This window comes from Streptomyces sp. NBC_01341 (assembly GCF_035946055.1).
Lineage (GTDB): Bacteria > Actinomycetota > Actinomycetes > Streptomycetales > Streptomycetaceae > Streptomyces.
The window spans coordinates 1,374,576-1,387,413 of sequence record NZ_CP108364.1; the positions used below are offsets into that span (position 1 = coordinate 1,374,576).

The window sequence follows — 12,838 nt, forward strand, 5'->3', positions numbered from 1 at the left end:
GGCCGATGGCTTCCACCGATGAGAGGAGGCCGGCCGTGCAGGTCGTCCGTGAAAGGACCGCGCCACGTGTGCGGCACCCCGCATCCGCACCGCCGCGGCGACGGCCCGGGCGGCCCCCGCACGGCTTCTGGCCGTACGCGCTGATCGCACCCGCGATCGGCGGGATGCTCTACCTGCTCGTCTATCCGCTGGTGCGGGCCGTGGTCATCTCCCTGCAGGACTTCAGGCTCCGCCAGCTGATCAGCGGGGACGCCGAGTTCGTGGGGCTGCGGAACTACCGGACGCTGCTGTCCGATCCGCGCTTCTGGGAGGTGACCGGCCGCACCTTCGTCTTCATGACGGTCAACGTCGTACTGATCATGGCCATATCGACTCTGGTCGCCCTCATGACGGAGCGGTTGCGCCGGGCCGGGCGTACCGTCGTGCTCTGCTCGCTGGTGCTTGCGTGGGCCATGCCGGTGGTCGCGGCGACCACGGTCTTCCAGTGGCTGTTCCACTCGGAGTCCGGCATCGTCAACCAGCTGCTGACCGCGGCCGGCTTCCACTCGTTCGACCGCTACCCGTGGTTCGCGAACGGCACGGCGGCCTTCACGATCCTGGTCGCCCTGATCGTCTGGCAGTCGGTGCCGTTCGCGGCGGTGACGCTCTACTCGGCCCTGACCACCGTGCCCGCCGAGCTGTACGAGTCGGCCCGGCTGGACGGCGCGTCGGGTTCCCGGATCTTCCGCTCGATCACCTTCCCGATGCTGCGGCCGATCTTCATGCTGGTCCTGTCGCTGGAGGTGATCTGGACCTTCAAGGCGTTCGTCCAGATCTGGGTGATGACCCGCGGCGGTCCGGGCGACGCCACGACGATCCTGCCCGTGTACGCGGTGCAGACGGCGCTCTCCAGCCAGCGCTACGACCTGGGGTCCGCCGCGTCGATGATCACCGTCGTCCTGATGTCCGGGGTGCTGGTCGCCTACTTCCGCCAGATGTTCCGCCAGGAGGACGACCCGCGATGACCCTGCTCAGCCCCCGCGTCCGGCGGATCCCGCTGAACGCCGCCGCCGTCGTGACCGTCGCGGTCTGTCTGTTCCCCGTGTACTGGATGGTGTCGACGGCCTTCAAGCCGTCCAAGGACATCCGGTCCGCGGAGCCCCGGCTCGTGCCCTACACCTGGACGCTGGACCACTTCCGCCGGGCCGTGCAGGCGGACGGCTTCGAACTCTTCTGGCGCAACAGCGTCCTGGTCACCCTGGGCGCCGTGCTGCTCTCGCTCGTCGTCGCGCTCGGGGCGTCGTTCGCCGTCGCACGGCTGCGGTGGAAGGGCCGGCGGCAGTTCATGCTGCTGGTCTTCATCGCCCAGATGGCGCCCTGGGAGTCCCTGATCATCCCGATCTACATCATCTCGCGCGACACGGACATGCTCGACCGGCTGCCGACGCTCACCCTCGTCTACTTCATGATCACCCTGCCGTTCACGATCGTGGTGCTGAGGGGGTTCCTGGCGACCATCCCGCCGGAACTGGAGGAAGCCGCCCAGGTCGACGGCTGCACCCGGACCGGCGCCTTCGTCAGGGTCGCGCTGCCGCTGCTCGCCCCCGGCCTGATGGCGACCTCGCTCTTCGGATTCATCACCGCCTGGAACGAGTTCGCGTACGCCAACTTCCTGATCATCAAGCAGCAGGACAACCGCACCCTGCCGGTCTGGCTCTCCTCGTTCCAGAACACCTTCGGCACCGACTGGGGCGCCACCATGGCCGCCTCCACTCTGTTCGCCCTGCCCGCGCTCGTCATCTTCCTGCTGCTCCAGCGCCATGTGACCTCCGGCTTCGCCGCCGGCGCGGTCAAGGGCTGAGCCCCGCCGGGCCTCCCCCGCGAACCCGCACACGCGAACCGCCCGACCCCCGAACCCGGAGGCCCCCGTGCCCGCACCACGCCCCGAGCCCTCACTCCTCCCCCGTCCCCACAAGGTCTCGCCACGCCCGGGCCGGTTCGTCCTCGGCCAGGACACCTCCGTACGCGCCCTGCCGGGTGCGGAGGGAGCGGCGGACCTGCTGCGCGCGCTCGTCGGCCCCACCACCGGGCTGCCGTTGCCGCCGTCGGCGGAGGGCCGCGTCGTCCTGGCCCTCGACCCGGACCTCGGCGGGCTCGGCGACGAGGGGTACGGCCTGACCGTCGGACCGCAGGCCCTGCTGCTGCGCGCCGCCCGGCCCGCGGGTCTGCTCCGTGGTGTCCAGACGATCCGTCAGCTTCTGCCCCCCGAGGCGTTGTCGGGCGGTGTGCACCGCCCGGCCTGGGAGCTGCCGTGCGTGGAGATCAGCGACGTACCCCGGTACGCCTGGCGCGGTGCGATGCTCGACGTCGCCCGGCACTTCCAGCCGGTCTCCTATCTGCACCGGTACGTCGACCTGATGGCACTGCACAAGCTGAACGTCCTCCATCTGCACCTCACGGACGACCAGGGCTGGCGGATGCCGGTCGACGCCTTCCCCCGGCTCACCTCGGTGGGCGGGCTGCGCGCCGAGTCCCTGTCCGACGGGGTGCCGCACGGGGGTTCCTACACCAAGGCCGAGCTCCGCGGCCTGGTCCGCCACGCGGCGGAGCGCGGGGTGACCGTCGTGCCGGAGATCGAGATGCCCGGTCATGTGCGCGCGGCGCTGGCTGCCTACCCTTCGCTGGGCAACCACCCGGAGCGCCCGCTCGACGTCTGGACCAGGTGGGGCGTCTGCGACACGGTGCTCGGGGTGCACGAGGGGGTCTTCGACTTCTGCCGGGCCGTGCTGGAGGAGGTCATGGGCGTCTTCCCCTCCCCCTACATCCACATAGGCGGCGAGGAGTGCCCCACGACCGAGTGGGAGAACAGCCCGGCGGCCCGGGAACGTGCCGCGGCCGAGGGGCTCGACGGCCCCGGTGAGCTGCACGGCTGGTTCATGGGCCGCGTCGGCTCGTTCCTGGTGGAGCACGGCCGCCGGCCCACGGGCTGGGCGGAGAGCGGCAGCGAACTGCCGCCCGAGTTCACGGTGATGACGTGGCGCGACCCGGCCCACGCCCGCACCGCCGCGCGGCGCGGTCACCACGTGGTGACCGCGCACCACCGTGCCACCTACCTCGACTACGCCCAGTCCACGGATCCGGACGAGCCCCCGGCCCAGCCGGGCGACCCGGTCCCCCTGCACGCGGTCCACGCCAACGAACCCGTGCCGCTGGACTGGGAGGCCGACGAGGCGTCCCGTGTCCTGGGCACACAGGCGCAGTTGTGGACCGAGTACGTGACGACGCCGGACCGCATCGAGTACCTCACCTACCCCCGGCTGTGCGCACTGGCGGACCGCGCCTGGTCCGGCGGGAACGGCGACTGGTCCGGTTTCGTCGAGCGCCTGCGCCATCACACCGCCCGGCTGGACGCCCTCGGTGTCCGGTACCGGCCTCTGACCGCGCGGTCCCTCGCGACCGCGTCAACAGGTACAGCGCGACCCCCTCTTTAGCCCGATCTCCCACCGTTCCGGAGAGGAACATCGCCATGAGTGCTTTCCGCAGAAGCCGTGTCCGCGCGGCGGCGGCCGCCGCCGTCACCCTGGCCATGGGCTGTACGGCCCTGGCCGCACTGCCCACGACGGCAGGTGCCGCGGCGGCCGCGGCCGGGCTGGCCGTCCAGTACCGCACGAGCGCGTCCGGGGCCACCGCCGACCAGAGCGAGCCGTGGCTCAAGGTCCGCAACACCGGCAGCACGAGCGTGCCGCTCGCCGACGTCAAGGTGAGGTACTACTTCAAGGCCGATTCGGCGTCGGCCGCGTACCGTTTCGCCTGCTCGTGGGCGGTCAAGGGCTGCGGGAACATCACCGGGACCTTCAAGACCCTGCCGAATCCGACGGCCACCGCGGACCGTTACCTGGAGATCGCCTTCAGCGGCGGTGCGGGCAGCCTCGCCCCGGGGGCGGACACCGGGGACATGCAGCTGCGCTTCTACCGCGCGGACTGGCAGACGCTGCGGCAGAGCGACGACTACTCCTTCGGGGCCGAGCGGGGCACCTACGCCGACTGGTCCCGGATCACGGCCCAGCTGGGGGGCGTCACGGCCTGGGGTGAGGCCCCGGGAGGCGACGACCCGACGGATCCGACCGATCCCCCCACCGACCCGCCGGCCGACGGGCCCACGCTCTTCGACGACTTCAACTACTCCGGCCACACGGACCCGAAGATCGCGGCGAACGGCTGGAGCGTCCGCTCGAACTCGGGCGGCCCCGGTGTGCCGGGTGCCGTGTGGGCGCCCGAGAAGGTCACCTTCGCGAGCCAGAGCGGCAACTCGATCATGAATCTGGAGACGTCGACCGCCGGCACGGGCGCCTCGACCGTGCAGACGGAGATCCTCACCCGCTCGTCGAAGTTCCGCAACGGCACCTACGCGGCACGTGTGAAGTTCAGCGACGCCCCGAAGTCCGGTCCGGACGGCGACCACCTCGTGCAGACCTTCTTCACGATCAACGACCTGAAGGCGCCGATGGCCGACGACTACGCCGAGTACGACTTCGAGTACCTGCCGAACGGCGGCTGGGGCGAGCCGTCCAACATCCTCTACACCACGTCCTGGGAGACCTACCGGCCCGATCCGTGGGAGGCCGTGAACCAGCACAGCGAGGCCCGCCAGAGCTACGCCGGGTGGCACGACCTGGTGGTGACGATCGACAACAGCGCCATCACGTACTACGTCGACGGACAGCCGTTCGGCACGCACGGGGCGGCCTACCTCCCGGAGCGGCCCATGTCGATCAACTTCAACCAGTGGCTCATCGATCTGGCGGGCCAGAGCAGCACCGCTCCGCGGGCGTACGACCAGCAGGTGGACTACGTCCTTCACGTGAAGGACCAGGTCCTCTCCCCCGCGCAGGTGTCGGCTCTGGTGAGCGGCTACCGGGCGGCCGGGACGGCCTTCCGGGACACGGTACCGGGCGTCTGACCAGGCAGGTGTGAGCAGGGGCGGGGTGGTGGGCCGGGCGGGCCTCCACCCCGCTTCCGTGTGTCCGGAATTCGGGTGGCCTCTTGACAGCCGCGCCACCCGCCGGGCAATCTTCCGTTAAGCAGAAACGAACTTCCGCGATACGGAAGGAGCGCAGAATGGGTTTCTCGGACCAGCGCTTCGATGTGAACCTCTCGATCCTCTTCACCGAACTCCCGCTCCTGGAGCGTCCGGCGGCGGCAGCCGCGGCGGGCTTCACCGCGGTCGAGCTCTGGTGGCCCTGGATCGAGACCCCCACCCCGGCGCAGGCCGAGCTCGACGCCCTGAAGAAGGCGCTCGACGACGCGGGAACGCAGCTGGTGGGGCTGAACTTCTACGCGGGCCGGCTGCCCGGCCCCGACCGCGGCGCGGTCTCGGTGCCCGGCGACGAGTCGGACCGCTTCCGCGCCAACATCGAGGTGGCGGCCGGTTTCGCGGCCTCGGTCGGCTGCAGGGCGCTCAACGCGCTGTACGGCAACCGCGTCGAGGGCGTGGACCCCGCCGCCCAGGACGAACTCGCCCTGGAGAACCTGGTCCTGGCCGCCCGCGCGGCCGACCGGATCGGGGCGGCCCTCCTGATCGAAACCCTCAACGGCACGGAGTCGCCGCTCTATCCGCTGGTGAGCGCACCGGCCGGCATCGAGGTCGTCGACCGCGTCAACGAGGCGACGGGCCTGGGCAACGCCACGTTCCTGCTGGACCTGTACCACCTGTCGATGAACGGCGAGGACCTCAGCCAGGTGATCAAGGCGTACGCCTCGAAGACCGGCCACGTCCAGATCGCCGACAACCCGGGGCGCGGCGCGCCCGGCACCGGCTCGCTCCCGCTGGAGAGGCTCCTCGACGAGCTGACCGAAGCCGGTTACGACGGCTGGGTCGGCCTGGAGTACAAGCCGGGCGACCGCCAGAGCGCCGAGTCGTTCGCCTGGCTCGCGGCCGCGCACCGGCCGGCCCGCTGACGGCCCCGCCCCACGTACACACGCTTACCGGAAGGCACCCTCATGAGCAGCAACCTCCCCAAGGTCGCCTGGATCGGGCTCGGCATCATGGGCTCCCCCATGTCCGAGAACCTGGTCGAGGCCGGATACCAGGTCACCGGTTACACCCTGGAGCAGGACAAGATCGACCGGCTCGTCGCAGCGGGCGGCCGGGGTGCCGGCTCGATCGCCGATGCGGTGCGCGACGCCGACGTCGTCGTCACGATGGTCCCGGCGTCCCCCCAGGTCGAGGCCATCGCGTACGGCCCCGACGGCATCCTGGAGAACGCCCGCGAGGGCGCCCTGCTGATCGACATGTCGTCGATCACCCCGCAGACCTCCGTGGACCTGGCCGCACGGGCGAAGGAGAAGGGCATCCGCGTGCTGGACGCCCCGGTCTCGGGCGGCGAGGCGGGCGCGATCGAGGCCGTCCTGTCCATCATGGTCGGCGGCGAGCAGACCGACTTCGACGCCGCGCAGCCGCTGCTCCAGGTGCTGGGCAGGACGATCGTGCTGTGCGGACCCCACGGCTCCGGCCAGACGGTGAAGGCCGCCAACCAGCTGATCGTCGCGGTCAACATCCAGGCCTGCGCGGAGGCCGTGGTCTTCCTCGAGAAGTCGGGCGTGGACCTGGGCGCCGCCCTGGACGTCCTGAACGGCGGGCTCGCGGGCTCGACGGTCCTGACGCGCAAGAAGGACAACTTCCTCAAGCGTGACTTCGCTCCGGGCTTCCGGATCGACCTGCACCACAAGGACATGGGCATCGTCACGGACGCCGCACGCAACGTCGGCGCGGCCCTGCCCGTCGGCGGGGTCGTGGCCCAGCTGGTCGCCTCGCTGCGCGCCCAGGGCGACGGCGGGCTCGACCACTCGGCACTGCTGCGCTCGGTCGAGCGGCTCTCCGGCTCCCAGGTCTGACACCCCGGCCCTTCCAGGGGCCCCTGAACTCCGGGTCGCGGTGGCGCTGACACCTGTCCTGTCGCGCCCAGGCGCCGCCGCGGCCCGGAATCCAATCCTCCAATTTCAACAAACTGTTGACGTGCCGTTCCCGGCTTATCTACGCTCCTGAAGCCGTCAGCAGCCCCGTACGGAAGGCCTCCATGTCCCAGCGTGTGCTCACGACCGAGTCAGGCGCCCCGGTCGCCGACAACCAGAACTCCGCCACGGCCGGCGCCGGCGGGCCGGTCCTCCTCCAGGATCAGCACCTGCTGGAGAAGCTCGCCCGCTTCAACCGTGAGCGCATCCCGGAGCGCGTGGTCCACGCCCGCGGCTCCGGCGCGTACGGCTACTTCGAGGTGACGGACGACGTCACCGGCTTCACCCGCGCCGACTTCCTCTCCGAAGTGGGCCGCCGCACCGAGACGTTCATACGCTTCTCCACGGTCGCCGACTCGCTGGGTGGCGCCGACGCCGTACGCGACCCCCGCGGTTTCGCGCTGAAGTTCTACACGAACGAGGGCAACTACGACCTCGTGGGCAACAACACGCCGGTCTTCTTCATCAAGGACCCGGTGAAGTTCCCCGACTTCATCCACTCACAGAAGCGCGACCCGTTCACGGGACGCCAGGAGCCGGACAACGTCTGGGACTTCTGGGCCAACTCCCCCGAGTCGACGCACCAGATCACCTGGCTGATGGGCGACCGCGGCATCCCTGCCTCCTACCGGCACATGAACGGCTTCGGCTCGCACACCTACCAGTGGACGAACGCCGAGGGCGAGACCTTCTTCGTCAAGTACCACTTCAAAACGAACCAGGGCGTGCGCTCGCTCTCCGCCGAGCAGGGCGCGGAGCAGGTCGGCAAGGACGCCAACTCGCACCAGACGGACCTGCTCCAGGCCATCGAGCGGGGCGTCAACCCGTCCTGGACGCTGCACGTGCAGGTGATGCCCGCCGCCGAGGCCGCGGACTACCGCTTCAACCCGTTCGACGTCACGAAGGTGTGGCCGCACCCCGACTACCCGCTGCGGCGGGTCGGCCGTCTGGTACTGGACCGCAACCCGGACAACGTGTTCGCCGAGGTGGAGCAGGCGGCGTTCTCGCCGAACAACTTCGTGCCCGGCATCGGCCCGTCCCCGGACAAGATGCTCCAGGGCCGGCTGTTCGCCTACGCCGACGCGCAGCGCTACCGCCTGGGCATCAACCACACCCAGCTCCCGGTCAACGCGCCGAAGGCGGCCGTCGTCGACAACTACGGCCGGGACGGCCTCCACGCGACCCGCTACGGCTCGCGCCAGGACAAGAACTACGAGCCCAACTCGTACGCCGGTCCCGCGCAGACCGGGCTGCCACTGGCCGCCCCGATCGCCGTCCACGGCTGGACGGGTACGCACGAGGCACCCGCCCATACGAAGGACGACGACTTCTTCCAGGCGGGCGAGCTGTACCGGCTGATGTCGGCGGACGAGAAGGACCGCCTGGTCGCCAACATCGCCGGGGGCCTCTCCCAGGTCACCCGCGACGACGTCATCGAGAAGAACCTCGCCCACTTCCACGCCGCCGACGCCGACTACGGCAAGCGCGTGGAGGAGGCGGTCCGCGCCCTGCGCGAGGACTGAGCCTCCTTACCGGGGCCCTGCCCGTGCCGCGTACCCGGATGAGGGGCAGCGCGCGGCACCGGCAGGACGGGACCGCGGCGGCGGACGACGCCAGTGCGGTGGCGAAGGGCCGGGCGGCCCGCTCCAGACCTGAAGGAGCCGGCCGCCCACGCCCACGGTCCGTCGCCGCGGTCGCTGTGAACGGGGAACAGGGGTGCGGTGTACGCCGGTCGGCGTGCGCCGCACCCCTGTTCCGTGTGCTCGCCGCCCGCGTACTCGTCCGGCCCCCGGCGCGGCCGGATGAGTACGCGGACGGATGGACACCGCGGCTCCCGCGGCGAGACTGGCCGCATGACCAAGACGCGTGTCCGTGCCGCATTGTCACTCCCGCTCGGCCTCTTCCTGGCCCTCACCGGCTGTTCCGCGCAGGACCGGGCCACCGGTCCCGAGGAGGTACGCGAACTCGCCGGAAGCACCCGGGCGCGTCACTCCCGTGAGGGCGCCGAGGAACATCTCAGGTCCGTCGTGCGCGCGTACGACGAGGAGACGCCCCTCGCGCTCGGCCTGGTGTCCCTGGACGACACGTGCGCGGGCGGTGCGGCCGAGGAGTGGCTCCCGTCCTCGGAGGACGACCGCTACAGGATCAGGTGCACGGTGCGGATGACGGCGTACTACGGAGGGGATCCGAAGCGGATCGCGAACGCGCTGGAGGGCGTTTTCACAGCGGGCGACCGCGAAGCCTCCGGTGGCGGGGCGGCGGGCGCGATCCCGTTCGGTCACGACGAGCACCGCGAGCGCCTCGTCGCGTACTACGAGGGGCGCGGCCCGAACCCGACGGGCCCGGACGCGCCCGAACCGGCCCAGGTGTCCGACCCCTCGCAGACCCTTTCCTGGGACACCGTGCGCAGCGACCCGCCGACGCGGACGGCAGAACCGGGTAGGCCGGCGGCGAGCGATCCTCCCGTGAGCCGGCACCTGCGTGAGCCGGCGTCGACGACGGTGGCGGACGTCCGCGCACACCACGGCATGGTGTTCCGCCTGGAGTTGTCCGCGGTGGAGTACTACAGCGTGTCCAAGGACGGCAGGACCGTGCAGGACTGGGAGTGAGGCGCACCCGGCCCGTCCGGCCCGCAGGGAACCCTCGTCGACGCACCGGGGCCCGGCCCGCTCAGTCCCTCGCGGGGACCGGCGGGCCGGGCCCCGGTCTCGGGCTCGGCGGTGACCGCGGGGTCAGGAGACCGTCAGGGGGCGGATCGCCGTGGGGGCGTGGCCGGGTTCTGTCGCGATGTCCTCGAACTCGTTGACCGACGCGATGTCGCTCCCGCTCATCGAGATGTTCGTGACCCGCTCCAGGATCGCCTCGACGACGACCGGCACCCGGTGCTCGGCCGCGAGCTTCTTCGCCTCCTCGAAGGCCGGCAGCAACTGGTCCGGCTCGGTGACCCGGATCGCCTTGCAGCCCAGGCCCTCGACGACCTTGACGTGGTCCACGCCGTAGACGCCCAGCTCCGGGGAGTTCTGGTTCTCGAACTCCAGGTTGACCTGGAAGTCGATGTCGAAGTTGCGCTGCGCCTGCCGGATGAGCCCGAGGTAGGAGTTGTTCACCAGCACGTGGACGTAGGGGATGCGGTGCTGCGCCCCGACCGCGAGCTCCTCCAGCATGAACTGGAAGTCGTAGTCGCCGGAGAGCGCGACGACGGAGCCGTCGGGGTCGGCTGTGGCGACACCCAGCGCGGCCGGGATCGTCCAGCCGAGGGGGCCGGCCTGGCCGCAGTTGATCCAGTGGCGCGGCCGGTAGACGTGCAGCATCTGCGCGCCGGCGATCTGGGAGAGGCCGATGGTGCTGACGTAACGGGTCTCGGGGCCGAACGCCCGGTTCATCTCCTCGTACACGCGCTGGGGCTTCAGCGGCACGTTGTCGAAGTGCGTACGGCGCTGGAGCGTGGCCCGGCGCTCCTGCGTGGAGGCCGCCCACACCGAGCGGTCCTTCAGCCTGCCGGCTTCCTTCAGCTCCCGCGCAACCTCGACGAAGAGCGCGAGGGCCGCCTTCGCGTCGGAGGCGATGCCGAGGTCCGGGGCGAAGATCCTGCCCAGCTGGGTGGGCTCGATGTCCACGTGGACGAAGGTGCGGCCACGCGTGTAGACGTCGAGCTTGCCGGTGTGCCGGTTCGCCCAGCGGTTGCCGATGCCGAGGACGAAGTCGGACTCCAGGAAGTTCGCGTTGCCGTAGCGGTGCGAGGTCTGCAGGCCGACCATGCCCGCGTTCAGCGCGTGGTCGTCGGGGAGGATGCCCCAGCCCATCAGGGTGGGGACGACCGGAACCCCGGTCAGTTCCGCGAACTCCACCAGCAGCGCGGAGGCGTCCGCGTTGATGATGCCGCCGCCGGCGACGAGCAGCGGCCGCTCCGAGGCGTTGAGCATCTCGACGGCCCGCTCGATCTGCTTGCGGCTCGCGGAGGGCTTGTGGACGGGCAGCGGCTCGTACAGTTCGGGGTCGAACTCGATCTCGGTGAGCTGCACGTCGATCGGCAGGTCGATGAGGACCGGTCCGGGCCGGCCCGTGCGCATCAGGTGGAAGGCCTGCTGGAAGACGCCCGGGACCTGCGCGGCTTCCAGGACGGTCGTCGCGGCCTTGGTCACCGGGGCGGCGATCGACGCGATGTCGACGGCCTGGAAGTCCTCCTTGTGGAGGACGGCGGTCGGCGCCTGGCCGGTGATGCAGAGGATCGGAATCGAATCGGCGATGGCGGAGTACAGGCCGGTGATCATGTCGGTGCCGGCGGGCCCCGACGTACCGATGCAGACGCCGATGTTGCCGGCCGCGGCACGCGTGTACCCCTCGGCCATGTGGGAGGCGCCCTCGACGTGGCGGGCGAGGGTGTGGTGCACCCCTCCGGACGCCTTGAGAGCCGCGTAGAACGGGTTGATCGCCGCACCCGGCACACCGAACGCGTTGCTGACGCCTTCGCGCTTGAGGATCTCAACTGCCGCTCGGGCAGCGGTCATACGAGGCATGAGTGCTCCTGCTCGGACCTGGTGGAGTCGGGCTCTGTCGCGCCACCTGAGAGCACCAATTCCGCATTATGGAAATCTACTTCTGCTATACGGAATCAACTTAGAGGGGCCTCGCGCAGCCGTCAAGAGAGGGCGGTAACGCGGCACCGGGGCGCGGCGGAGTGCGCCGTTTCTCCGCCCGGAGGGTCGCTCCTGGTGGACGATGGGAGCACGGAACGCAACCGCCGCGGGAGCGGCGAAGGAAGGGGCGACACGTGGAGTCCGTACCGGTGCGATGCCCCGTCTGCCGCCGGGACCACGCCTACATCACGCCGGTGTACCCCTGCCCCTGCGGCGCCCCGACGGCCCCGCCGCTCATGCGCGGCGCCCCGGCCGTGCCCCTCACGCACCGCACGTGGGACGACGACTGGGTGAGCGTGCGCTGCCACTCCTGCGGGCGGCGCGACCAGTGGCCCCACCCCGAGCTCTGCTGCCCCTGCGGCGCGGTACTGCGGATCCCCGTACGCCCCGTGGCCACGCACGGGGTGGCACCGCCCACCACCCCCGGGCCCTCCCACATACCGCTGCCCCGCACGGCCGCGCATCCGCGCCCGTCGTTCCGGCCCCTGGTGATACGCACCGCCAGGGACGCCGTGAGCACGGCCGCGCTGTATCTGCGGTGGCTGGGCTACCGCGACGTGGTGCAGCCCGAGGCGCGGCCCAGCTCCCGGATCGACCTCAGGGCCGCCGGCCTCATCGCCCAGGTCGACGCGACGACGCGGCCGACCCCCCTCCGTGACGTCGAGTGCTTATGGCTGAACGCCCTCAACTCCTCCGTGTCCGGCGTGCTCTTCTCGCTGGCCGGTTACACCGACGAGGCGCGCTCCCGGGCGGACGGGCTCGCCATCCCCCTGTTCGTCCTGGATCTCACCGGGACGCCGCAGCCCGTGAACGGATCCGCCGACGAGCTGATAAGCAGAGGCCCCTGACGGGATGTCACCACACACGCCTTCCCCCGGGCCCGCCGAGTTCCCGCAGGATGATTTCGGTCACCTGTGCCCCCCGAGCCGCATATGTTCGGTCTGTTGTCAGTATGAGGACGTAGAGTGAAGGCATGGTCTTAACTCCTCGGCATCCCACCCACTCCACCCCTGTTTTCCTCACCCAGCCCGCACACCCGTCCGCCGTCGAGGCCAACGACGCCATCCGCGCACTCGTCGACGCGCGCGCGGGCCAGGACTGGACGCCGGTGGAGGCCGCGGAGTACGAGGTGCTGCTCATCGAGTGGGCGGCGGCCACCCAGGGCATCGGTTTCGGCGTCGCCGAAGCCGCCTGACCCTCCGGCCCGCGCG

General features: G+C 70.8%; 11 protein-coding genes. 10 read left to right on the plus strand and 1 reads right to left on the minus strand.

The window, feature by feature from the left end; genetic code table 11:
* Positions 1 to 35: 35 nt before the first annotated feature.
* The 8 genes from OG206_RS06150 to OG206_RS06185 all read left to right on the plus strand — a co-directional run bounded on the left by OG206_RS06150 (position 36) and on the right by OG206_RS06185 (position 9,599).
* Positions 36 to 1,004 (plus strand): carbohydrate ABC transporter permease, encoded by a 969-nt coding sequence (locus OG206_RS06150; protein ID WP_327113019.1) that lies wholly within the window; start codon positions 36 to 38, stop codon positions 1,002 to 1,004.
* Complete coding sequence (locus tag OG206_RS06155) at positions 1,001 to 1,840, plus strand: carbohydrate ABC transporter permease (protein ID WP_327113021.1); 840 nt, start codon at positions 1,001 to 1,003, stop codon at positions 1,838 to 1,840. The genes OG206_RS06150 and OG206_RS06155 overlap by 4 nt, the downstream gene beginning before the upstream one ends.
* Before the next feature lie 67 nt (positions 1,841 to 1,907).
* Positions 1,908 to 3,470 carry a beta-N-acetylhexosaminidase gene (locus tag OG206_RS06160; protein WP_327113023.1) on the plus strand — a complete coding sequence of 521 codons (1,563 nt, stop codon included), beginning with the start codon at positions 1,908 to 1,910 and terminating at the stop codon, positions 3,468 to 3,470.
* Positions 3,471 to 3,505: 35 nt separating this feature from the next.
* Positions 3,506 to 4,939 (plus strand): cellulose binding domain-containing protein, encoded by a 1,434-nt coding sequence (locus OG206_RS06165; RefSeq protein ID WP_327113025.1) that lies wholly within the window; start codon positions 3,506 to 3,508, stop codon positions 4,937 to 4,939.
* Between the two features lie 158 nt (positions 4,940 to 5,097).
* A complete protein-coding gene (locus OG206_RS06170; RefSeq protein WP_327113027.1) occupies positions 5,098 to 5,937 on the plus strand; it encodes a TIM barrel protein in 840 nt (279 codons plus the stop codon).
* A 42-nt stretch (positions 5,938 to 5,979) separates the two neighbouring features.
* Entirely contained in the window at positions 5,980 to 6,873 is an 894-nt protein-coding gene (locus tag OG206_RS06175) for a 2-hydroxy-3-oxopropionate reductase (protein ID WP_327113029.1), read from the plus strand.
* A 182-nt stretch (positions 6,874 to 7,055) separates the two neighbouring features.
* Positions 7,056 to 8,513 carry a catalase gene (locus OG206_RS06180; RefSeq protein ID WP_327113031.1) on the plus strand — a complete coding sequence of 486 codons (1,458 nt, stop codon included), beginning with the start codon at positions 7,056 to 7,058 and terminating at the stop codon, positions 8,511 to 8,513.
* 330 nt (positions 8,514 to 8,843) lie between these two features.
* On the plus strand, positions 8,844 to 9,599 hold the full coding sequence (locus OG206_RS06185) for a hypothetical protein (RefSeq protein WP_327113033.1): 756 nt from the start codon (positions 8,844 to 8,846) through the stop codon (positions 9,597 to 9,599).
* 123 nt (positions 9,600 to 9,722) lie between these two features.
* Here the strand turns inward: OG206_RS06185 and gcl are convergent, their stop codons facing one another.
* Positions 9,723 to 11,507: a glyoxylate carboligase gene (gene gcl / locus OG206_RS06190; protein WP_327113035.1), complete on the minus strand. Its 1,785-nt coding sequence runs from the start codon at positions 11,505 to 11,507 to the stop codon at positions 9,723 to 9,725.
* Between the two features lie 254 nt (positions 11,508 to 11,761).
* Between gcl and OG206_RS06195 the strand changes: the two genes are divergently transcribed.
* Together OG206_RS06195 and OG206_RS06200 are read left to right on the plus strand one after the other, a co-directional pair.
* Positions 11,762 to 12,475, plus strand: a complete 714-nt coding sequence (locus OG206_RS06195; protein WP_327113037.1) for a hypothetical protein — start codon at positions 11,762 to 11,764, stop codon at positions 12,473 to 12,475.
* Between the two features lie 125 nt (positions 12,476 to 12,600).
* Entirely contained in the window at positions 12,601 to 12,822 is a 222-nt protein-coding gene (locus OG206_RS06200) for a hypothetical protein (protein ID WP_327113039.1), read from the plus strand.
* Positions 12,823 to 12,838 lie beyond the last annotated feature (16 nt).